The organism is Aurantibacter sp., assembly GCF_039941195.1.
In the GTDB taxonomy this organism is placed as follows: Bacteria; Bacteroidota; Bacteroidia; order Flavobacteriales; family Flavobacteriaceae; genus Aurantibacter_A.
Window position 1 is genome coordinate 21,469 of record NZ_JBDVFA010000070.1, and the last position, 21,543, is coordinate 43,011.

General features: G+C 34.9%; 20 protein-coding genes. 8 read left to right on the top strand and 12 right to left on the bottom strand.

Features of this window, described 5'->3' with window-relative positions; translation table 11 throughout:
* Window positions 1–113: 113 nt before the first annotated feature.
* Window positions 114–1,586: a serine hydrolase gene (locus ABJF52_RS12155; protein WP_348150479.1), complete on the top strand. Its 1,473-nt coding sequence runs from the start codon at window positions 114–116 to the stop codon at window positions 1,584–1,586.
* Window positions 1,587–1,822: 236 nt separating this feature from the next.
* Complete coding sequence (locus ABJF52_RS12160) at window positions 1,823–3,049, top strand: adenylate/guanylate cyclase domain-containing protein (protein ID WP_348150481.1); 1,227 nt, start codon at window positions 1,823–1,825, stop codon at window positions 3,047–3,049.
* Window positions 3,050–3,122: 73 nt separating this feature from the next.
* Here ABJF52_RS12160 and ABJF52_RS12165 read toward each other — a convergent pair whose 3' ends face one another.
* The 9 genes from ABJF52_RS12165 to crtI all read right to left on the bottom strand — a co-directional run bounded on the left by ABJF52_RS12165 (window position 3,123) and on the right by crtI (window position 11,808).
* Window positions 3,123–4,127, bottom strand: a complete 1,005-nt coding sequence (locus ABJF52_RS12165) for a DUF4056 domain-containing protein (RefSeq protein ID WP_348150483.1) — start codon at window positions 4,125–4,127, stop codon at window positions 3,123–3,125.
* Between the two features lie 99 nt (window positions 4,128–4,226).
* Window positions 4,227–4,985 carry a tetratricopeptide repeat protein gene (locus ABJF52_RS12170; protein ID WP_348150485.1) on the bottom strand — a complete coding sequence of 253 codons (759 nt, stop codon included), beginning with the start codon at window positions 4,983–4,985 and terminating at the stop codon, window positions 4,227–4,229.
* Window positions 4,955–6,055, bottom strand: a complete 1,101-nt coding sequence (locus ABJF52_RS12175; RefSeq protein ID WP_348150487.1) for a glycosyltransferase — start codon at window positions 6,053–6,055, stop codon at window positions 4,955–4,957. The genes ABJF52_RS12170 and ABJF52_RS12175 overlap by 31 nt, the downstream gene beginning before the upstream one ends.
* Complete coding sequence (locus tag ABJF52_RS12180; RefSeq protein ID WP_348150489.1) at window positions 6,052–6,645, bottom strand: 1-acyl-sn-glycerol-3-phosphate acyltransferase; 594 nt, start codon at window positions 6,643–6,645, stop codon at window positions 6,052–6,054. Before ABJF52_RS12180 ends, ABJF52_RS12175 begins: the two co-directional genes overlap by 4 nt.
* A gap of 23 nt (window positions 6,646–6,668) precedes the next feature.
* A complete protein-coding gene (locus tag ABJF52_RS12185) occupies window positions 6,669–7,328 on the bottom strand; it encodes a carotenoid biosynthesis protein (protein WP_348150491.1) in 660 nt (219 codons plus the stop codon).
* Window positions 7,329–8,789, bottom strand: a complete 1,461-nt coding sequence (crtD, locus tag ABJF52_RS12190; protein WP_348150494.1) for a 1-hydroxycarotenoid 3,4-desaturase CrtD — start codon at window positions 8,787–8,789, stop codon at window positions 7,329–7,331. It lies immediately after the preceding gene.
* Window positions 8,786–9,484, bottom strand: coding sequence for a lycopene cyclase domain-containing protein (locus ABJF52_RS12195; protein ID WP_348150497.1), 699 nt, complete (start codon window positions 9,482–9,484; stop codon window positions 8,786–8,788). The genes crtD and ABJF52_RS12195 overlap by 4 nt, the downstream gene beginning before the upstream one ends.
* 21 nt (window positions 9,485–9,505) lie before the next feature.
* Window positions 9,506–10,342 carry a phytoene/squalene synthase family protein gene (locus tag ABJF52_RS12200; protein WP_348150500.1) on the bottom strand — a complete coding sequence of 279 codons (837 nt, stop codon included), beginning with the start codon at window positions 10,340–10,342 and terminating at the stop codon, window positions 9,506–9,508.
* The gene (gene crtI / locus ABJF52_RS12205; protein ID WP_348150502.1) at window positions 10,342–11,808 is read right to left on the bottom strand and encodes a phytoene desaturase family protein; all 1,467 of its coding nucleotides are present in this window, start codon (window positions 11,806–11,808) and stop codon (window positions 10,342–10,344) included. Before crtI ends, ABJF52_RS12200 begins: the two co-directional genes overlap by 1 nt.
* Before the next feature lie 599 nt (window positions 11,809–12,407).
* Between crtI and ABJF52_RS12210 the strand changes: the two genes are divergently transcribed.
* From ABJF52_RS12210 to ABJF52_RS12225, 4 genes are all read left to right on the top strand, one after another.
* Window positions 12,408–13,238, top strand: a complete 831-nt coding sequence (locus tag ABJF52_RS12210; RefSeq protein WP_348150505.1) for a hypothetical protein — start codon at window positions 12,408–12,410, stop codon at window positions 13,236–13,238.
* 2 nt (window positions 13,239–13,240) lie between these two features.
* Window positions 13,241–14,164 (top strand): hypothetical protein, encoded by a 924-nt coding sequence (locus ABJF52_RS12215; RefSeq protein ID WP_348150508.1) that lies wholly within the window; start codon window positions 13,241–13,243, stop codon window positions 14,162–14,164.
* Between the two features lie 73 nt (window positions 14,165–14,237).
* Window positions 14,238–15,062, top strand: coding sequence for a toll/interleukin-1 receptor domain-containing protein (locus tag ABJF52_RS12220; RefSeq protein WP_348150511.1), 825 nt, complete (start codon window positions 14,238–14,240; stop codon window positions 15,060–15,062).
* 431 nt (window positions 15,063–15,493) lie between these two features.
* Window positions 15,494–16,348, top strand: a complete 855-nt coding sequence (locus tag ABJF52_RS12225; protein ID WP_348150514.1) for a type II CAAX endopeptidase family protein — start codon at window positions 15,494–15,496, stop codon at window positions 16,346–16,348.
* 199 nt (window positions 16,349–16,547) lie between these two features.
* Here the strand turns inward: ABJF52_RS12225 and ABJF52_RS12230 are convergent, their stop codons facing one another.
* The gene (locus tag ABJF52_RS12230; RefSeq protein WP_348150517.1) at window positions 16,548–17,564 is read right to left on the bottom strand and encodes an aldehyde reductase; all 1,017 of its coding nucleotides are present in this window, start codon (window positions 17,562–17,564) and stop codon (window positions 16,548–16,550) included.
* Window positions 17,565–17,698: 134 nt separating this feature from the next.
* Here ABJF52_RS12230 and ABJF52_RS12235 point away from each other — a divergent pair, with 134 nt between their 5' ends.
* Both ABJF52_RS12235 and ABJF52_RS12240 read left to right on the top strand, forming a co-directional pair.
* Window positions 17,699–18,136, top strand: a complete 438-nt coding sequence (locus ABJF52_RS12235) for a helix-turn-helix domain-containing protein (protein WP_348150520.1) — start codon at window positions 17,699–17,701, stop codon at window positions 18,134–18,136.
* Window positions 18,137–18,277: 141 nt separating this feature from the next.
* Entirely contained in the window at window positions 18,278–19,582 is a 1,305-nt protein-coding gene (locus tag ABJF52_RS12240) for an APC family permease (RefSeq protein WP_348150522.1), read from the top strand.
* Between the two features lie 298 nt (window positions 19,583–19,880).
* Here ABJF52_RS12240 and ABJF52_RS12245 read toward each other — a convergent pair whose 3' ends face one another.
* Both ABJF52_RS12245 and ABJF52_RS12250 read right to left on the bottom strand, forming a co-directional pair.
* Window positions 19,881–20,627 (bottom strand): LytTR family DNA-binding domain-containing protein, encoded by a 747-nt coding sequence (locus tag ABJF52_RS12245; protein ID WP_348150525.1) that lies wholly within the window; start codon window positions 20,625–20,627, stop codon window positions 19,881–19,883.
* A 7-nt stretch (window positions 20,628–20,634) separates the two neighbouring features.
* A partial coding sequence (locus ABJF52_RS12250; protein WP_348150528.1) for a histidine kinase occupies window positions 20,635–21,543 on the bottom strand: 909 nt, incomplete at its 5' end.

Here is a 21,543-nt window from a genome sequence, read left to right on the forward strand (position 1 = left end):
CTACTTTTTAGTTTAAAAAAATATACGTTCTAGTTGCTTTATGCCTTGCTATTAAGAAATAAGCGCATTAGTACTTTTAGCCGAATGTTGTCCTTTATAAAAAGAGTAAATAAATGAAATTGTACCTGAATCAATCAATCTGGCTGGTGGTAATTACAATTTTTTTTACTAATTGTTCAACACAAATAGAGCCGCTACCAGACGATCTAACTCAGAATATCCAGAATCGAATCGAATACGGACTTAATGGTGCAATTGCCATCGGAATTATCGACCAGGACGGTATTCGTTATTATAATTTCGGAACACGAGATTCCTCTGGCGCAGCGGTTAATGAACATTCAATATTTGAGATTGGATCGATTTCCAAGACGTTTACTGCTACACTATTAGCGGACCAAACATTAAATGGAGATTTAAAATTAGAAGACCCTATCAATGAGCTACTTCCCAACCGTGTCGAAATTCCGGTTTTAGCTAAGCAACAAATTACACTTGGGCAACTCTCAGATCATACTTCAGGGCTTCCGAATATGCCTAGGAATTTTAAACCAGCAAACCAAAAAAATCCTTTTGCGGACTATACCCCACTACAGATGTATGAGTTTATTTCCAATTATACGCCAACGCGAGAGGCTGGTACTAACTTTGAATACTCAAACCTAGCTTTTGGATTATTAGGTCATACGCTGTCTCTGCATGTTGGCAAAACTTATGAGGATTTAGTTAGTGAGGTCATTACAGGCCCACTTGGGATGAAGGAAACAAAAATCACTTTCGATGAGCAAATGATAAATAATCTTGCGGTAGGTAAAAATGAATTTGGGCAAAGTACCGAAAACTGGAATTTCTCTACTCTTGCAGGTGCAGGTGCGATTAGAAGTTCGACTAGTGATATGATTAAGTACCTCTCAGCACAATTAGGGCTTACTCAATCCCCATTAATGCAGGCCTTTGAACTAACACAGCATAAGCGTCATGAAATGTACCGTGTGAGGAGGGGAGATAATCCTCTAGGTATGGGTTTAGGCTGGATAATCGACACAAATTCTGATGGTAATACTTATTGGCATGGAGGAAGTACAGGTGGGTATACCAGCTATATTGGTTTTAATAAAACAATGCAAAAAGGCGTGGTAGTTCTTGCTACTGGTCATGATCCAAGTGACATTGGTGCCTATTTAATGTATGCTGATTCCTTGAATGAAATTAAAAGATCTTTGTCAACTGAACTTGCACGAAAAATTGATTTAGTCGGTGCTAAAAAAACCAAAGCGTTTTTTGAAGATTCTGTAGTCAATAACCTAGAAGAATTCAGTTATGGCTCATTTCCACTCAACCGATTAGGCCGTATATACCTTGAAGAAAATAGTGATGCGTCTATTGTCATTTTCGAAATCAACATAAAGCTATTTCCTAATGATTGGAATACCTATAATAATTATGGGGAAGCGCTACGAAAAAAAGGTAGATTTGAAGAAAGCCTAGAAAGTTACCAGAAGTCCGTTCAACTTAATCCAGAAAACCAGACTGGTTTGAATTCAATTACAGAACTCAAAAAAGCAATGGGAATTGGTCAATACTAACCACTTTCGGAAAATAGCAATGGCTATAAGTAATTGCTTGTTTTCGCCTACTTGAAAAGACCGCCATATTTTTAGTCCGGGATTTCGGGAGGCTTTTTGAGAAAAACTAAAACTAAAGATTCTACTTAGCGCGTAGCTATAAATCCGATGGATAGCTGTGCCGCACTAATTATAGTCAAAACGTTGGCGACAATAAAAAAAGCAATCAATAACCTAAAGATAAAAAGAAGAACCACATGTCAATTAATGATAAAAACGAAATTCCGTTCTTTCAAAGTGTCCTTAATATTGGCGCTAAGAAAGAATATTCTATAACAGAGAAAAGGTATTTACGTGTCACAAACGTTGCAGCCATTCTAGGGGTTTTGTTTAATGTTATATGGATGTGCATTACAATTTACAGTTCAGAAGCCGCACTAATTTACGGAAGCAATGGATTAATGGGATTGATGTTTCTTATGGTCTTAGTGCTTAACAAGAAAGGTTGGCGCGTAGTAGCCTCCATATGGCTTGCTATTACATCCTATATTTCAGTGCTCATATTTCTTTATTTGTTGGGCTATTCGTCAGGGGTTACCACCATATTTTTCTTAATAATTATCTTGCCGTACATGACCTTTCCACGAAAGGCAAGGGTATTTGCCCATAGTTTCAGTTTGATAGCTTGCATTACATTAATCGCTACTGTTTTATTTCAATCAAAAATTAGTGCGCACTATGAAGGAATGGACTTTCTTTTATCACAAGTCGTCAATATCAGTATAACAGGATTAATTTGCCTCATACTTATTTGGAGTATGTCGGTGCTAATTGATCGGTCAGAAGATTCATTAATAGCTGAGCAAAAAAAATCAGATGACCTGCTACATAATATTTTACCAGCAAACATAATAAGGGACCTAAAAGAAAGTGGTAAGACAATTCCAAAAAGGCATAAGAATGTAACTATTTTATTTACTGATTTTGAAGGATTTACTGAGCTTGTAGCCTCCATCTCGGCAATTACTTTGGTTAATGAGCTCAATGAGATTTTTGGTAGATTCGATGAAATTATGGAGGAAATCGAAGTCGAAAAAATTGAAACAATTGGTGATGCGTATATGGCGGCATCTGGCCTTGAAGGAACTGTTACTAATCATGCCGCTAGGTGTGTCACCGCGGCACAAAAGATGCTAGCCTTTCTTGACGAGCGAAATAAGAGCCATGAAACCATATGGAGAATGAGAGTTGGTATACATACCGGAACTATAGTAGCTGGTGTGGTAGGCAAAAAGAAGTTTGCTTATGATCTTTTTGGAGACACCATTAATACAGCTAGCAGGATAGAATCTGCTGGTGAAGCTGGTAAAATCAATATCTCAGAATCTACTTATGAACAAATTAAAAACGATTTTACATGTCATTCTCGAGGAAATATTTTTGCGAAGGGAAAAGGAGAATTGGGCATGTATTTTGTAGAATAAACTGTAGCTACCAACGTATATGGCGCGCAGTTACACCAATTATCGCCGAGCCATTATCCAAGTGCAAAAATCTTCACTTAGTGTCTGCCGTAGCCTTTTGCTCCACAGCCTGCATATCAGTGGTAATTTTATGTAGTAACACACCAAAATCATCTTGGTTGATAAGCCTACCATCTTTATTAGGGAAAATTTCTTTAACAGGAATTCTGTGATTAAGGTCAATGGTAAATTGATAGTAGTTGGTAAGCGACTCACCATTCGCAGTTAGCAACGGTACCGCTAAAATAATTGGCGCATCACTAGTTCCTGTCTCCAGCGGCACTATCCATGGCCTGCTAGAAGTAAGCACATTGGGATCTCGTTTTAGCGTAACTTTTGAACGAGGTATTCGTTTTTTATTCGTGTACCACAAACTATTTACGGCATCATAAGCGTCATAGGTTTCTTGTGCTGTTTGTACAACGGCTAAACTATCTAGTGTGGTTTCAATATTCGTAGTTGCTGTTTCATTAAAAGGAAGTTGGGATCGTAAGGTTTTCATACCGATATGAATCCCCAGTAAGTTGGAGTAAACATCTTCAACCGAAAAACTAGAAAATTTTTCTGGCATTATCGGAATGGTTGATGCTCCAAACCAGGTAGAAATTTCATGCCAAAGCGAAAGGTCATAGGTTATTTTACCAGCTAATAAAATACAATCGTTACTTTCTAGCGCTTCAGGAACATTCAAATACAACGTCTTGCGACCCGCCTCGTTACGCAGGTTTAAAATTACTTCGCCTTTACCCCTACTATCTAATATGGTGGTGTATAAATAGCGTGTCCAATCTATTTGATCACGCATATGACCAATATCAATAAAGCCACCTTTATTCGTATAAATTGTACCTGTACCTTCACGCTTATTGCCCATGTAGTGATGTTCACCTAAATCGGTTACACTTATCACCTGGTCAACATTAACAAACGGCACCCCCCATAATTTTAAATCATAACCAAACGCACAACACGCCCGTATAATACGCGGTGGAATTTTATCCAAATTAACGTCTGCAACAGCTGCTGTTTGTGCACGCATTGTTATGGGGCTAAGCACAAGACCTAAGAGTACAAATAGTGTGATACTATTTAATGTTGATTTGAAGCTATAAAATTTCATTATTGGTAGTGCTAAATTTTATAGCTGGTGGCGTTTCAGCATATCCGGATAGAGTTCATCTTCAACCCACATAAAATTCGGAAAAATGCGAATTATTTTTTCATAACACAATTTAGCTTTCTGTATTTGATTGGTAGCTTCGTAAGCCTGTCCCAAAGCCGTCATCGTATTTATATACATCCAATTATTAATTACCAAACCTTGTTTTTCAAAGCTTTCAACTGCCTTTATATAGTATTCAATGGCTTCATCTTTATCCCCTCCAAAAGCTGATGGACGATAATACATAGAGTTTCCTTTTTCTATATTACCTTGGATATTTTCGGGGTCTAATTCTATAGATTTATTGATATACCGCATGCTTTTCGGACCTAAGTATATCGCCTTTAAATTAGAAATACCAATCGTAAAAGCAATGTACGCTCCTTTGTATGCTTGTAGTGTTGCATCTTCAGGTGCGTCTTCTAATAACCTATCAATAATTGCCTCAGATTTATCAATATAGACCTCAGCCGTATCGTGTTTTTCTGCACCGATTAACCAAGCGGTATATCCGTAGTAATAACTGAGTAATTCCATTTGCTCCGCTACGTTATCATGACCTGCACTTTTTTCACAAGCATTCATGAGTACCAACCACTTATCCATATGACCACGTGAATAGGCTTTGTAAATGGAATCTCGGTAGGTTATGCTTTGAGAAAAACCAAAGTGCATTGATAGCAACAACGTCAAAATCCCCAGAACTAGTCTTGTAGTATGTTGCGGCCTTTCCATATTAATTTCTTCTGTTGATCATTAATTAGTCCTTTTAGTATTATCCCTAGAAATACTAGGTGTTGTGGCACTGTTAATACTACATTTTGAACGACCGATTGTTGGCTCGCCAAACTTACAAAAATTCGTATTGCCACTACGCCAGCAATATATGCGACTGACCACCCAATACCCATATAAAAATATAGGATGAATGGCGCTATTGTGGTAACAATTCCAAAGGCAATAGTGGTGATAATACTATTGCCAAAGAATTGAAATATATTTTTTGTAAATCCTTCTATAGCATCATTTAGTCCAAAATACATTCGGCATGATATTGCATCATCTCCCAATAGTGTATCACTAGCAAGACCTTTTTGTTTAAATAATCTTAAGATAGCGATGTCTTCTACACGGTGCGACTTACATTTTTCATGCGGCCAAATAGCTTTATATGTAACTGCATTAAACATCATAAATTGTCCGTTTGCTGCTGAAAACGCTACATTTTTTGACCTTCGAATTAGCGCTAGTGGCAATAAGCTTAGCAAAATCCAATTCATTAGGGGTACCGATATTTTTTCTCCTAGGGTGGCCACTATTTGCTTTGGAAAAATAGAAAGCAAGTGCAGCTCGTATCTCTGAAAGTGACTAATACTACGTTCAATTACATCTTCTTTCACACTCACATCGGCATCTAAATAAAGTAAAACTGTCCCTGTTGCTGCTTGGGCTAATTGGTGACAAGCATGATTCTTACCCAACCAACCTTTCGGTAGTTTTTCACCATTAATCAATTGTAATGCAGGCATTCGCGCAGCCCAATCACGGACAATACTTTCTGTTTTATCCTCTGAAAGGTCATTATACACAATGATTTCTAAATTAACGTATGCTAACTTTGAAATTTCTTCTAGTAGATTGCCAATATTTTCCTCCTCATTACGCGCAGGAATTAATATGGAAACCAAAGGCTTATGGGCTACTGAAATTACTTTTGGTAAATACGAAAACGAAAGATAGTTAACCAGTGCTACAAGGAGTCTGATGAACAATAAACCTATAAGAAAATAGCAACAGTATATCATGTCGCACCTTGTTTTGAAAAACATGTTTTTGCAAAACGATTAAATGCCAATTCCAAATCCTCAGCAGTGGTCGCTTCATTTATGTCTTGCGTTTCATAATAGGCATAAATATCTGGTCTCAGATTGGTGCCGTATTTAATAAGGTTGATATTAAACACCAATTGAAAATCTGTTCTTTTATTTTCTAAAATATGGGTCAGCAAGCCTTTTTCAAAAGTAAAATCCCTTGTGTATATGCTTTGTATTTTACCTTGTGGGAAAAACAAAAACATGTTCTCTTTATCTTCTAACACTTCAACAGCATAATCCAGACTTTCTAAACTAGAACGTTTGCCTTTACTAATTGAACATGCACCGAGTTTAGTTAATAGCATGTTTTTACGAAGCTCTTTCTCAAGCATCATAAAGTGAAGTCTTCGCTTGAATACTTTAAGGTTTAATAAGATCTGGATAAAACCATCGTAAAACGAGAAATGATTACTAATCATAAGAATTGGAAGTCCCTTATCCTCATAATCACCGATGTTCTTAACACTATTAAAAAAAAATCCAACTAAAATCTTCGTATAATAATTCGAAAATATAATCATGAATTTAGTATGCTTGGCTCGTATCATTTTTGAAAATATAAGTTGTGAATTATTATAATTACAAAAAAACCAAATTGCACAAAAAACAACCAGCGCGCCGGTCTATTATGTGTGTTTACTTTAAAATATTGAATAGCTGCATTGAAAATTAAGGCTAGTAAAAACCAGACCACATAATTACTTATGGGCGGATTATTTTCTGAGAATTGCCACATATCCATTAGAGGCGCTACTTTTTCCAATATAATATCGTAAACAATCATTAGTGTTGCTGCGCCGATAATAATCGGAATATTTTTAGAGGTGTATTTCGTAATAATACTATTTGAGGTATACACCAAGAAAACCCAATTAAGACCAATAACAATAGGCACCTCTGCTATTTTGTAACCAAGTCCGCGCCCATATTCATAAACACCAAACAATTTACCGGTAGATACACCAATAATTTCGACTACGATACTCACCACAAAAATACTTACTAAAACTATAATCGTTTTAAGACTCCATCCATTATGGTGCGAAAAGATTGCCCCAGTAACTAATACCAAGGTATAGGGTGTAACTAGTTTAAATAATTCATGGGTAAGCGGTGAAAAGAATAAAGCCAAACCAACACAGTAAAAAACCACAAAAGTTAAGGGTAGTCCATCGTTAACTAAGTATTTTATGGTCCGGTTCATCTATGATGCAGGTATTTCGTTAGCAACAATTTTAGCACTAGCTAAACAAAGTGGTATTCCCCCACCTGGGTGAACACTACCGCCTACAAAATATAAATTTTGAACACTTTTAAGAAAATTTGGATGTCTTAAAAAGGCAGCGAATTTAGAATTAGAAGAATTACCATACAATGCTCCTCCTTTACTAAGTGTATTTTGCTCAATAGTTATCGGCGATGCTATTTTCTCGCATGCTATATAATCTTCAATGTTTGTTTTAAGTGATTCGTTGATTTTATTAATAATGTTTTGTCTGGTAACACGAATAAGCTCGTCCCAATCTTCCGTACTATTCGCTGGAGCATTTACCATAACATACCAGTTTTCACAGTTTTTTGGTGCATCATTCTCAATCACTTTAGAACTGATAAAAATATAAATGGTTGGGTCTTTATCTATAGTTTTCGCTTCAAACAGATTATTAAATTCCGTTTTATAATCACTACTAAAAAGAATGTTATGTAAATCTAATTCTGGAAATTCTCTAGTAACTCCCCAATAAAACACTAAGGCCGAAGATGAAGGTTCTAAGCTTTTAATTTGTTTTTCTTTGGGGTGATCCATCAGGTTATTAATCACATAATTAATGTCTGAATCGGATACAATTTTATCGAAAGCATGTTGGGTCTCCCCTACCGTTATTCCCACCGCCTTTTTATTTTTTATATCGATGGAAGTTACCAACGAATTAAAATTAAAACGCACTCCTTTTTTAAGGGCGAGTTCATAAATATGTTGTACAATGGTATACATTCCTTTATCAGGAAAATAGGCTCCCAAATTATTTTCGAGATGTGCTATCACATTTAAGGTAGCTGGTGCTTTATACGGATTAGAGCCATTATAGGTAGCATACCTATCAAACAATTGAACCAACAGCGGACTTTTAAAATTGCGTTTGTTGGCCCCGTGCATGGTTTTATAAAATCGAATCTTATGCACCTGAAGCAGCGATTTTAAAACAGAAAATTTCATTAAATTTTTAACCTTGTGCAACGAGTTAAAAAGAAAAATGTCTGCAGTGATTTTATATATTAAGGAGGCACTTTTTAAATATTTAGTAATACTCGCTGGGTCTTCGCCAAACTTTTGAACGCATTCATCCGTAAATTTTTGTTGATCAGACCAAGCATTAAGTCGTTCACCACTATTGTAAAAATACTTACACAGTACCTCTAGTTTTTTATAAGCAAAACTGGAAGGTATGGGCTCATTAGCTGCGGCATATAGTTCGGTTACTAATTCTGGTAATGTAAATAGCGATGGACCAGTATCAAATCGATATCCATCCATTTTTATCTCACTAATTTTTCCACCGGGAGTAGCATTTTTTTCAAATACCGTTACGTCATGTCCTTTAGAGGCCAATCTACATGCTGCCGCCAAACCACCAATGCCAGAACCGATAACTGCAATTTTCATAACGCCTTTGATGTTTTAAATCGCTTTTCGAAAATATGAGTTAATGCCAAAGGAGATAACAACAACGAGAAATTATAAAACATATCTTCTAATGGTACTGAAAGTATGCGAACACCCAGAATTACATCAGGGTTATAATCAAAAACAGCTTGTTCAATTCCCGTACCTGTTAGCACTCCGTTTACGATAAAAAATGGAATTAACAATATCGGATAAATGGCTAAATAATATTCCACTACGTCCTTGGCAAAAATATAACTCAATAAAAGAATTACAGCCAGTATAAGAAAATTAATAGAAGTATAGGTAAGGTCGCTATATACAACTGAAATTATAAGGGACGTTCCAACAATTATATAGGTTAGAATTTTTGTCCATTTCGCATTGAACTTAAATTTTGGAAAATGAAATTGCACGGCATAAAATGAAAAGGCACAGGCATACGGAATAGCTATAAAAAAAAGATATTCTTCTAAAGGAAGCTTATTAATATAAATGCCCGAATTATATCTTGGGTTAAAAAACCAACAGCCTATATCCGTAAAGATGATATCCCAAGCAACAAAAAACACCATTGTAATTAAAATCGCCGGAAGCAGAAATTTCCAACGTTTATAAAGTCTAAGATTTTTCTCAAAACTCATCGCCAGTGGCCCAGCTATTGAAATAATAAGAATAATTAAATAGAGTGACATCGTTTGTAATTTTCTTATGTGCTATGCCAGCGAAAATTTATTAGTGGTGTAAATAGATATTAAAGCCCACATTTTTACCCTATTCGGAATTCGAATTCGCTCATTAAGCAATTTCTCTACTGGGGTACATTTTATTTTGGTAGTTAGTTTACTGTAATACAAATATGCCGCATAAACACCGCTTCTAGAATTACTAGGCAGCTGTTTAATACCTTCTAAAGCGACACTAAAATCTTCATCAATATCTTTAATTATTACTTTCTTTATGTCTTCGGTGAGTTCGTTATTTCTTAAAATCGGAAAGTAGATACGGTGTAACTCATTAATATCATTATTAATATCACGCAAGAAATTTACTTTCTGAAAAGCAGATCCCAAACGCATAGCAGCAGGTTTTAAAGCCTCGTAACGTTCGTTATCTCCATCAACAAAAACCTTAAGACACATGAGTCCCACAACATCTGCCGATCCATAAATATATTCTTCTATTTCTGCATCTGTAAATTCGTTTTTAGATAAATCACTACGCATACTTTTTAAGAACGCTTGTATTAAAGCATCATCAATATTGTATTTACGAACGGTCAATTGAAACGAATTAAGTATTGGATTTAGACTTATGCCGCGTTCATAGGCACGGTAGTACTCTTCTTCAAAACTCGAAAATAAAGTAGCCTTATCGTAATCATGAAAGGTATCTACGATCTCATCGGCAAAACGCACAAAACCATAAATACTATAAATGCTATCGCGTATCGATTTATCAAACAGTTTTATACCCGCTGAAAATGAAGTGCTATAATTTCGTGTAACAATTTTACTGCACTTAAATGATACCTCATCAAATAATTCCTTCATTACTGCTTTTTTAGTTTTTCGAGCGTAAGATCTGCTGCAATCTTCCCGGATATAATTGTAGTTGGAACACCTGGGCCGGGAACAGTAAGTTGTCCTGTGTACACTAAATTCTTCACTTTTTTATTTTCCATTTTTGGTTTTAAAAACGCTGTTTGCATCAACGTATTAGCTAAACCATAGGCATTTCCTTTGTATGCATTATAATCAGTTACAAAGTCATTAACACCAAACGATTTTTTAAAAAGTATATTGTCATTTAAACTTTGGTCGGTAATTCGCTCCATACGTTCAATTAATTTTTTAAAGTATTCTTCGCGTATAGCTTCAGAATCTTTCAAACCAGGTGCTAAGGGAATTAAAAATATACCCGCTTCTTTTCCTTCCGGTGCCATAGTATCGTCAGTGATACTTGGAAAGCTCGTATAAAATAATGGCGCTGATGGCCACGAAGGTTCCCCGTAAATAGTATCAATATGTTTATCGAAGTCCGTATCAAAAAACAAGGTATGGTGGTTTACGTTTTTCAGCTTTTTATCAAAGCCCACAAAAAACAATAATGCAGAAGGTGCAAAGGTCTTTTTCTCCCAATACTTTTCGTTGTAATTTTTGTTGGGTGTATCCAACAAGGTCTCGGTATGGTGGTAGTCGGCACCAGAAATAATAAAATCGAATGGTAGTGATTCGTTGTTTACGCGTAAACCTGTAGCTATATTATTATCGACTTCAATTTTTTCTACAGGGGCATTGGTTTTAATTGTTACACCCAATTCATTTGCCAGTTTTCCAAAACCTTGAATTACCTTGTAGAAGCCACCTTTAGGATGCCACGTTCCCAAAATCATATCGGCATAATTCATAAAGCAATAGAAGGTGGGAATATTTTGTGGTTTAGCGCCTAAGAAAATAACCGGGAATTCTAGTATTTTAATTAAACGCGGACTCTTTACATTCTTACGAATTGTTTTACTGATGGAGGTCGCAAATTGATTTAAACGACTCACCGTTGCAAAAGTCACCAGTTCTAGCGGTGATTTCCCCGGGCGATAAATTACTTTATCCATTGCGGCATTGTAATTAAACTCAGCCATTTTCAAAAACTTTTTTAAAAACTTGCTGCTACCTGGCTCTTCTTTTTCAAAAGCTTTATACAAAAGATCGAGACTAACAGACACCTCTAGAGCATCGTCTTTATCGAAATATACTTTGTAGCCAGGATCTAATCTAGAGAGTTCGTAGTAATCGGAACTATTGCGATTAAAATCAGAGAAGAAGCGCTTAAATACATCGGGCATCCAATAAAAAGTTGGCCCCATATCAAAGGTAAAACCGTCTTTTCTAAATTGACTCGCTCTACCACCAATCGCTTCGTTTTTTTCAAATAGGGTAACGGCATTACCTGCTTGTGCTAAATAACACGCAGCAGACAAACTCGAAAATCCAGAGCCTATAATAGCAATTTTCTTCATGCAATTTCACGTTGATGCAATACAATCACTACTTAAAAGCATTAATTCGGGTTACAAGCCTGTGTTAAAGGTGTTTTTCCGAAAGCTGGTTAGGCGTTAAAACTATTTAAAAAGCTGTATGATTTTTACTTCTTGTTCCGTTGAATTTTTGACACTAATTTATCTTTTGCAAAAGTAATAATCTTTTTGAAACTCGCCTATTTTTCAGTTGGACGCCTGTTGCGGTACATTTTTACGTACCTCGTATAGTTTCATTGCAATTTGAAAGTAAGCGGATAAAAAATTAAGGCTAAATTATTCAGCTATTTCGGTACAATACGTTGTAGGTTTTTAGTGATAGTATCACGCGTTTTATGAGTAAGAGGTGCACACTAACGCAAATTGAAAATTATTGTAGCACAAAAAAACACACCTACCAATTAACTACAAGTACCGCTCTATTTTCTTACAAAAAGTTTTATATTGCAGTAGCATTTATAGTGCAACCTCCCCCGATAACTTAGTACAAAAAAATATTTAAGCACTAGTTGCTTTATACAGCTTTATTGCGAAATAAGTGTATTAGTGTGTATGGCCATTTGTTGTGTGCAATTTGAATTATGACAAAAAGAAATCCAAATCACGTAAGTAATGAATTAAACAGTTTGTTTATAAATTACAGACGTAGTATCATAAATACTTGGAGAGATTATAATTATTTAGACTATTCAACAGAAGAACTGAAAAGAACCTGTGAAAAAGACCCGAAAAGTGTTAATCTTACCATAGGAAATTTGTATAATAAAGGCACAAAGACATTCTATTCAAAGGATATTTGGGGGATGACAGAAAGAATCCTGAAAAACTCTATTCCATCTAGAACACTAATTCAGGCCGTTTCACAAACGGAACACTTTCTTCAAGATTTAACTAAAATAGTCTACAAAGAATTTCCCGAAAAAATAACAAGCCGAGACTCTGTAGAACAAATAGGTCAACAGGTCAAGCTTATGAGTACCATAATGGGAAGCGATTCTAAAGAAGAGATGATTGACAAATTGATTGAGGAAAAAATTAGAGGGATATTTTATGGAAAACCAACAGATTTTTTTGAAAAAGACAAAACTAAAATAGGATTAGGTAGTGTTTTTAAAGAAGACTATTCCAATGCTTTATCACAGTACTTAGAAATTACAGGTCGAAGAAACATTTGGATTCATAATAGTGGTAAAGTGGACAGGAAGTACAAAAGAGAAAACCCAAGTTCGACAGGTAATCTAGGCTCAAAATTAAACATTGACAGAGTATATCTTAAAGAATCTATTATTCTATTAAAAGATATTTCGGGTATGACTACAAAGCTTGTAATGACCAATAATTTTGGTGCTACAAAATTCCACAAGTTCTTAAATAGTTCGGTCAATCAGTTTGAAAAGAAATTTAAAAACTAAAAATGAGTGATTTGAATGTATCGGTTACAATACCATTGGATGAAAACGGAATGATGGGACGAGAATGTTTAGAATGCGAACAGTATTTTAAGCTAAAACCAGGTACAGGTTTAGAAACTGACCATTGCCATTGTCCATATTGCGATTACGAAGGAAATGCTGATACCTTTTGGACTCAAGCACAATTGGAATATGCTCAGAGTATAGCAATGCAACAGGCTTTTAATAAAATTGTAAAACCGCAACTTGACAAGCTAACTAATTCATTTAAACAGCTCGAGAGAAACTCACGAAATAGTTTTATTCAATTCAAAGTAAAGACTTCTGGAAATAACATAAAATTCCCAATAAAATACTACTCTGAAAGTGAACTGGAAACAATTCTGACTTGTGACAACTGTGGCCTTCATTTTGCCATTTATGGTGTTTTTTCAAATTGTCCAGATTGTAATAAAACTAATGCTTTTCTTATTTATGAAAAGTCACTAGAAGTAATTAAGAAGAAACTTGCAATTTTTTCTAAACCCGAAATTCCTAATGATATTATTGAAATTTCATTAAGCTCAATTTTAACATCTTTAATTTCCACATTTGATGGACTAGGAAAAGAATTACGAAATAAAAAACCCGACCACTACCCTTCAAAACCAAGAAATTTATTTCAAAATATTTATGTGCTTAATGAGAAAATGAACAATTTCATTTCGGATAATCATACTAATTTTGATGGACTTATAAAGTACTTTCAAATTCGACATATTTTTGAACATAATATGGGAGTTGTAGATACTGATTGCGTAAAGAAAGTCCCTGAATTATCTAACTTGAGCGGAAGAAAATACATGCTGAGCATTAATGAGTTAGATGAGTTTATTAAACTAATGAGTGAACTAGGAAATATAATTAAAGAGGATTATAACAAGTAAAAACAGCACACAATTACTTATAAGAAAATAGATAATTTTGCAATAAAAATTCGAAAAATTACGCAGGAATTAAATGATTAATAAAAAAATATTCTTAAGTCATTCTTTCAATGACAGAAAAATAGCAGAAAGGATTATTGACAAGCTACTTGTTGAAACAATAAAAATCAATAAGTCTGAAATATTCTTTACATCTAAAAGAGAAACTGGAATTAGGTCTAGTAAAGTATGGCGAGAACAAATAAGGGAACAGCTTCTGAACTGTAACTTGTTTATAGCCCTGATAACCCCAAGCTATCATCAGAGCCAAATGTGTCAGGCGGAATTAGGAGCTGCATGGGTTAATGGGAAAACTATTTATTGTTTATATCTACCTCCAATAACCACTAATAATTTCTCCGTAGTTATAGCAGACCGCCAAGCAGACAACCTACGAAACAAAGAAGAAGTAAAATCATTTATAGAACAGATAACTGACGATTTGAATACTAAGTATAATCGAAAGTTGAATATATCAAATTTGGATGATGGACTTAAGAAATTCTATAAATCTTTAAGGGCATACTTGAGAAAAAATGCTTCTAATTTAGGTATCGAATACAATGAAAACTCCAAAGAAAAATTAGATAATCATCAAATTTTGATTCCTGAAATTGATATGGAGTCAATTAAGAAAAATGCAAAATCTGAATATGCAGATGATTTTTCGATGCAGGAGTATACAATTAATGAGCAGGTTGATTCCTATGCGGAACTTGAGAAAATACTAAATAATAATAGTCACAGAAGTGAATTAAAAGTAATTATAGAAAAAGCCTTTAGAGAATGGGATAAAAATTATTCAATGATAGTCTATACAATAAAGGAGCAGCTTGATTCTTTAGATAGACTGGGATAAAAACTGCACACAACAAGACCTATAGCAAATAGGACGTTAAGTGCTATATTTAAAGGTTTTTCGTATTTGTTAAGGCCGCCATATCTTTTGGATTTGGCAATAAAAAAAGGAAAATTAATTACAAAACAAAAAGCTTTGGCTACGAGCTAAACGGAAAGGTAAGTGCTTATCAACCGCCCTACTTTTCATATACTAACCGATGATGTAGCATTATTCATATCATTTTTATTGTTTTTAAAAGTATTCATATGTTCGCTGCGCTTGGAACACCTGCGTCGACCAAAATCCCTTCATATCGTTTTGCCCCCGCCCCTTCTCGCACACTGCTCTCGCAGCTGTCGCACGGTCTTTTGGAAATGCTATAGCATCGCAGTGCTATGTAACAAAACTGCTATCTCGTCGTCCTCTATAACAAACCAATCATTAAATCAATGTTAGCAAACATAGCAGAACGAAAAGAAGCGTGGAAAACAATATTTTTGTTTCTTGTATTAGTTGTTATTCTTACTTCGCCTTTCCATTATGCAATAGTAAATTTATATCCTTCACGAATATATGTTGGGGCTATAATGTGGTGTCCTGCAATAGCTGCGTTTATAACCCTAAAAATAAAAAGGCGTAAAATTTCATCTCTAAATTGGAATTGGGGCGATTGGAAATACATTCGATTGTCTTATTTTATTCCAGCTTTAGCGGGTATAATTACCTATATACTTATCTGGATTTTTGGATTTGGAAATTTAGCAAATACAGAAGTTATTACTGAATGGGCTAATGAACTTCAGCTAATGGGAATAGGAACTTTAGACACCATACCAATTGTAGTAATAGCCATACTCTTGTTAGGAACTGTTGAAGTAATTAGATCAGCCGCAACCACTTTAGGAGAAGAAATTGGATGGAGAGGTTTTTTTATTTATGAATTAAGAAAAGTGCTTTCTTTTACAAGTGTTTCTGTTTTTAGTGGAATTATTTGGGCAGCTTGGCATTGGCCGTTGTTCGTTTACTATAGTAATAATGCAATATTGGAATTTTTAGCCTTTTTGACAACTTGTATTTTTATGTCGTTTACTTTGACATACTATACTTTTAAATCTAAAAGTCTTTGGCCAGCGGTAATTTTCCACGCAGTAAGTAATGTTTATATACAAAAAATAATGCCTCCCTTAACGACAAAAATTGAAGGAACAGAACATTGGCTTGGAGAAAATGGAATTATGTTTACAATTATTACTTGTGCTTTTGGAATTTACTTTTGGAGAAAAGCAATTAAAGAAAAAATGTAAATAAAAAACACAGCGACTAACAAAGCCTAAAATTCATTGCTTGCGGATTTCCTAAACGGAAATCACGCGCAAAAAATTATCTTTAGGTCCCGCTGGATTGTCCTCTTGACGAATCACAGCAACAAACCTTAACCCAACCGTTGGCATTTAAAAAATCACTCGAACTTTGATTAAAATTCGAGTGATAAATGAAAATTAACTAATTGTTTAATCGTTGTTTTACAGATTGAACGGTGTCTAAAATAGATTTTTCAAAAGAAATTGGCTTCCAATTAAACACTTCCGTTGTTTTGCTAATATCGGCGTTATACGTGTTTCCGATAAAAGGTTTCATACCTTTTAAATCGCTATTAAAATTAGACATGAATTTTAATAAGAAATTGGGACCTTCTAAAGTACTTACTTTATCATTTCCATTTGATTTTAAAATTTGTGCCATTTCTTTAAATGAATATGGATTTTCGGTGGCAACCACAAATCGTTGTCCATTCGCTTTATCATTCTCTAAAGCCTTAACGTGTATACGAGCAATATCTCTTACATCTGACATATTAATGCGCACTTTGGCAAGCATTGGCATTTTACCTGTAATCATATCCTTAACGATATTCATTGATTCACCAGAGAGTTTATCTGATAAGGTTGGCCCCCAAATAGGACCTGGATTAATCACAACCAATTCCAACGTATTATTTCCTTTTTGAGTTTTAATAAAATCCCAAGCACTCTTTTCGGCAAGGGTTTTACTTTTTACATAGGCAGACATATTTTTCGCATTTGGATTTGTCCAAGTATCTTGTTTTATGTTTAAGGACTTATTGGCATCACCAAACATTGCAACGATAGAGGAAGTTAAAACCACTCTCTTAACACCTGCGTTTTTAGCAAAACTTAAAGCACGTTGTGTACCTTCAATAGCAGGCTTTATCAGCTCGTTTTCATCTTTAGGCTCACTTGCAACATAAGGCGAGGCAATATGAAGTACATAGTCACAATCTTGCATTGCCTCCATCCAACCTTCATCTTTTAAGAGATCAAGTTCACAAAATTCTAAATTACCATGAGGTTCAACTTCATTTTGAATTGCTCGTGTTAATTCATCTGTTTTAGATAAGTTTCGTACGGAACCTTTAACCGCATATCCATTTTTCAATAATTCTACTGCTGCGTGCAAACCAACATATCCTGAAATTCCGGTTACTAATACTTTTTTCATTTTATATATTTTATTGATGTCAAATTATTACTTGCTAATTGCAAGCAAAGATAGAATATTACTTTTGTTTTGCAAGTAATAAATAATAAAATCGTATTTTTACAGCATCTTATTACGATTATATCACATTAAAAATGGAAGATAAATTTAGATGCAACTGCCCCATTACCAGTGCTATTGATGTTATTGGAGATAAATGGTCTTTAGTAATTATTAAGCAAATGCTGACTGAAGAGAAAAAAACATTCAAAGATTTTATGGAGAGTGAAGAAGCTATTGCCACAAATATTTTGTCTTCGAGATTAAAAATGCTCGAAGAATTTAAACTAATAATAAAGGGTAAACTTCCAGAAAACAAAAAAACAAACATCTATACTTTAACAGAAAAGGGAATTGCACTGACACCAATAATTGTAGAACTATTAATTTGGAGCGATAATAATCTACGGGAATTTCATTCAGATTTATATGCAGGAGAACAGTTGGAAATGGTAAAAAGTGACAAGGAAAAGTTCACTAAACATATCATAGAAAACTATAAGAAAAATAACGGGCTACAACACGCTATATAAAAAATTACGGTATTATGTATGCGTCATAAAAGGTCGTTGCTCCCTTACTATGTCTGAATTTCCGTTGGTAATTCCTTGCACGCAAACCCGCAACTATTTTTATACCAGACCGTTGCCACAATTTAAGAAACTAAATTTTCTATGAATAAAAAAATAGGTTTAAAAGAAGCAATTTCCATCGGAATAGGTGGAATGGTGGGTGGTGGTATTTTTGCAGTTCTGGGTCTGGCAGTATCTCTCGCCAAAGGTGGCACACCCATAGCTTTTTTATTTGCTGGTATTTTAGCATTAATAACGTCTTATAGTTATGTTAAGCTATCAAAAAAGTATCCTGACCGAGGTGGAACCGTTAAATTTATCAATCAAGGTTTCGGAAAAACAGTTTTTAGTGGCGGAATTAATAATCTATTGTGGATAAGCTACATCATTATGCTTTCTCTTTACGCTTCGGCATTTGGATCTTACGCACCGAATTTATTCGAGCTAACTCAAGACAAAATTATGGATGCACACATTTATGCAAGTGCAATTATTGTTTTAGCTACAGCGATTAATTATTATAGTATTGCGGTAGTAGGCAAAATAGAGTCGTACGCCGTAATTATTAAATTGGTAATCCTAATTTCATTTATTTTTATTGGTGCGTATGGTTTAATGGGCAACCCAAATGTTGCTCAACTTGCCATATCTAATTGGGAAGCACCGATTAAGTTATTTGCAGGCGGAATGGTAATTTTCGTTGCGTATGAAGGATTTGAACTTATCGCTAATGCAGCACCAGATATCATTAATCCTGAAAAGAATATTCCACGAGCGTATTACTATTCCGTAATTTTTGTGATTGTGTTATACATCATTATTGCCTTAGTAACTGTAGGCTCACTTCCTTTTACCGAGATTGCAACTGCAAAAGATTATGTGTTGGCAGAAGCAGCAAAACCTATGCTAGGTAAGGTTGGTTTTACAATAATTACAATAGCAGCATTAATTTCTACTTTTTCCGCCATTAACGCATCGCTTTATGGCGGAAGTAAAGTCAATTATGAAATTGCGCAAGACGATGAATTACCACATCACTTTTTAGCAAAACTTTGGAATCAACCCATTGGCTTACTGATTACAGCAGTGGCCACACTAATTGTAGTAAACGTACTTAAACTAGAGAGTATATCAACAGCAGGCAGCGTTGGTTTCTTGCTCATTTTTGGTGTCGTTAATCTTGTTGGATATCGCCTATCTAAAGATACCGGTAGTTCTAAAATAATTCCGTTGGTAGGTTTTGTACTCTGTATGATTGCTACAGTAATCTTAATTAACCAACAATACAATTCAAATACCATTGGAGTTATAATTTCAATAGCCATTATTAGTATATGTTTTGTAATGGAGTGGATTTATAAAAAGACAGAGAAGAAGAAAACTACGCCGAACAATATAGAACTGTAATAGCGTAAACGCCTGCTGATAGCATGGTTTGGACTATTCAAGTATGGCGCAAGGTTATGGCGCATTAGTTGAAGAAAAGAGGTGTAGCATTACTCATATCATTTTTATAGTTTTTTAAAGATATTTATTTGTTCGCTGCGCTCGTGACGCCTGCACCAACGAATATCCCTTGATCTCGCACCGGCGGAAAGTATTAAATAGTGGTATTAATCTATACAGAAAACAAACTTAAAATTTAGCTACAATTACCACTAGGTAAACAATATAAATTTATTCTAGGCCAGGAAAATATACCATTCTAAGCCCTTAATTTTTGCAACAGTTCGTCTTTTCTTCTCACGGCAACCTCTATTTTGGTTTTATCTGACAAGGTTATGTAGCCTCCTTTTCCTTTGGTGTAGGTTTTTATATAACTCAAGTTGACGAGGTGCGATTTATGGACTCTAAAAAACATGTTTTCGTCTAGTATGTCCTCAAAATATTTGATAGTTTTTGAGGCGGTTATCTTTTTTCTAGATAAGGTATGTATATGGGTATAGTTTGTATCCGATTGAAACCTGATGATTTCTTTGGTATCCATCATGGTAAAACCGTCTACCGTTGGTATCGCTATTCTTTTAGAGGATGGTTTGTTCTCTTTAAAATTATGAAACAGGACATCTATTTTTTTTGAAGCTTCTTTCAGGCTTTTTTGTTGCCTTAACTTTTGAAGGGCATTGTCAAGCTCTGTATTATCTATAGGTTTTAACAAATAGTCCAAGGCAGAGAATTTTATGGCCTTTAACGCGTATTTGTCATAAGATGTGGTGAAAATTACTTCAAAATCTATACTGTTTAATTGTGATAGAAGGTCAAAACCAGTCTCATTTCCCAGTTGTACATCCAAGAACAGTATATCTGGGGTTATTTTGGCAATTTCCTTTTTTGCCTCACCAATTGTTTTACAAAGGGCTATTATTTGTATGTTGTGTATACTTGATTGTAACAATCGCTCTAGTCGGTCGATGCAGTGTTGTTCATCATCAACTATTAATGCTTTTAACATGCTGTTCTTAAAATTGAAGTTCTAAGGGAAGTGTTATTTCAACGCGTACCCCTTCTGGTTTATCCATCAAATTAATGGATCCCTTTTTGTTTTTTATATGGCTCAGAATATCGATACGACTTTTTGTAATCTTAATACCAAAAGATCCGTTCGATTTTTTCTCCCCCATATTCTTTTTGAGTTGTCCTACACCGTTGTCATCCACCACATATTTTAGCATATCACCCTCTTTTTCAATTTTAATAGCAATGTGTCCATCTCCGTTTTTAGGGGCGATCCCGTGCCAAATACTATTTTCTATAAAGGGCTGCAAAATTAGTGGGGGAACCAGTGTGTTGTTGGGTTCAATATCTTGGTCGATTGTAATTTTATGGTGCAATTTATTTTCTAAACGTATGGCCTCTATCTGCATATAAAGTTCCATCAGTTCAAGGTCCTCGTTTAAGGTAATCGATTTTTTCTCAGAGTTTTCGAGAATTGCCCGTGTCAGCTTAGAGAATTTGACCAGGTAGTCATCTGCTTGTTGAATATCGTTTTTAGAAATAAATTCACTGATGGAATTGAGCGAGTTAAAAATAAAATGGGGGTTCATTTGTGAGCGTAACGCCTTAAGTTCCGTCTCCGATACCTTGGCATTGAATTCGGCGCTCTTCTTTTTTTCCAGCTCATCGCGTCTACGCTTGTAAATATAATAACCAAGGATGGACAGCAGCACTAATAAAATGGCTCCAATCAAATAAATATTCTTTACCAGTTGCTGCCGTTTGATCTCTTCATTGGCGACCGCTTGTTGGCGCTCCATCTGAAATTGCATTTCCTTACGGGTCAATTCCGATTTCTTTTCTTCATTTAGTACGCTGTCTCTTAACTTTATATGCTTTTTGTAGGCATTCAAAGCCTCGGCCATTTTACCATT

What these genes read in the sequence shown, in the direction of transcription:
- ABJF52_RS12155 (WP_348150479.1), top strand. Translation starts at nt 114, where the DNA reads ATGAAATTGTACCTGAATCAATCAATCTGGCTGGTGGTAATTACAATT.
- ABJF52_RS12160 (WP_348150481.1), top strand. Translation starts at nt 1,823, where the DNA reads ATGTCAATTAATGATAAAAACGAAATTCCGTTCTTTCAAAGTGTCCTT.
- ABJF52_RS12165 (WP_348150483.1), bottom strand. Translation starts at nt 4,127, where the DNA reads ATGCGTGCACAAACAGCAGCTGTTGCAGACGTTAATTTGGATAAAATT.
- ABJF52_RS12170 (WP_348150485.1), bottom strand. Translation starts at nt 4,985, where the DNA reads ATGGAAAGGCCGCAACATACTACAAGACTAGTTCTGGGGATTTTGACG.
- ABJF52_RS12175 (WP_348150487.1), bottom strand. Translation starts at nt 6,055, where the DNA reads ATGATATACTGTTGCTATTTTCTTATAGGTTTATTGTTCATCAGACTC.
- ABJF52_RS12180 (WP_348150489.1), bottom strand. Translation starts at nt 6,645, where the DNA reads ATGATTATATTTTCGAATTATTATACGAAGATTTTAGTTGGATTTTTT.
- ABJF52_RS12185 (WP_348150491.1), bottom strand. Translation starts at nt 7,328, where the DNA reads ATGAACCGGACCATAAAATACTTAGTTAACGATGGACTACCCTTAACT.
- crtD (WP_348150494.1), bottom strand. Translation starts at nt 8,789, where the DNA reads ATGAAAATTGCAGTTATCGGTTCTGGCATTGGTGGTTTGGCGGCAGCA.
- ABJF52_RS12195 (WP_348150497.1), bottom strand. Translation starts at nt 9,484, where the DNA reads ATGTCACTCTATTTAATTATTCTTATTATTTCAATAGCTGGGCCACTG.
- ABJF52_RS12200 (WP_348150500.1), bottom strand. Translation starts at nt 10,342, where the DNA reads ATGAAGGAATTATTTGATGAGGTATCATTTAAGTGCAGTAAAATTGTT.
- crtI (WP_348150502.1), bottom strand. Translation starts at nt 11,808, where the DNA reads ATGAAGAAAATTGCTATTATAGGCTCTGGATTTTCGAGTTTGTCTGCT.
- ABJF52_RS12210 (WP_348150505.1), top strand. Translation starts at nt 12,408, where the DNA reads ATGACAAAAAGAAATCCAAATCACGTAAGTAATGAATTAAACAGTTTG.
- ABJF52_RS12215 (WP_348150508.1), top strand. Translation starts at nt 13,241, where the DNA reads ATGAGTGATTTGAATGTATCGGTTACAATACCATTGGATGAAAACGGA.
- ABJF52_RS12220 (WP_348150511.1), top strand. Translation starts at nt 14,238, where the DNA reads ATGATTAATAAAAAAATATTCTTAAGTCATTCTTTCAATGACAGAAAA.
- ABJF52_RS12225 (WP_348150514.1), top strand. Translation starts at nt 15,494, where the DNA reads ATGTTAGCAAACATAGCAGAACGAAAAGAAGCGTGGAAAACAATATTT.
- ABJF52_RS12230 (WP_348150517.1), bottom strand. Translation starts at nt 17,564, where the DNA reads ATGAAAAAAGTATTAGTAACCGGAATTTCAGGATATGTTGGTTTGCAC.
- ABJF52_RS12235 (WP_348150520.1), top strand. Translation starts at nt 17,699, where the DNA reads ATGGAAGATAAATTTAGATGCAACTGCCCCATTACCAGTGCTATTGAT.
- ABJF52_RS12240 (WP_348150522.1), top strand. Translation starts at nt 18,278, where the DNA reads ATGAATAAAAAAATAGGTTTAAAAGAAGCAATTTCCATCGGAATAGGT.
- ABJF52_RS12245 (WP_348150525.1), bottom strand. Translation starts at nt 20,627, where the DNA reads ATGTTAAAAGCATTAATAGTTGATGATGAACAACACTGCATCGACCGA.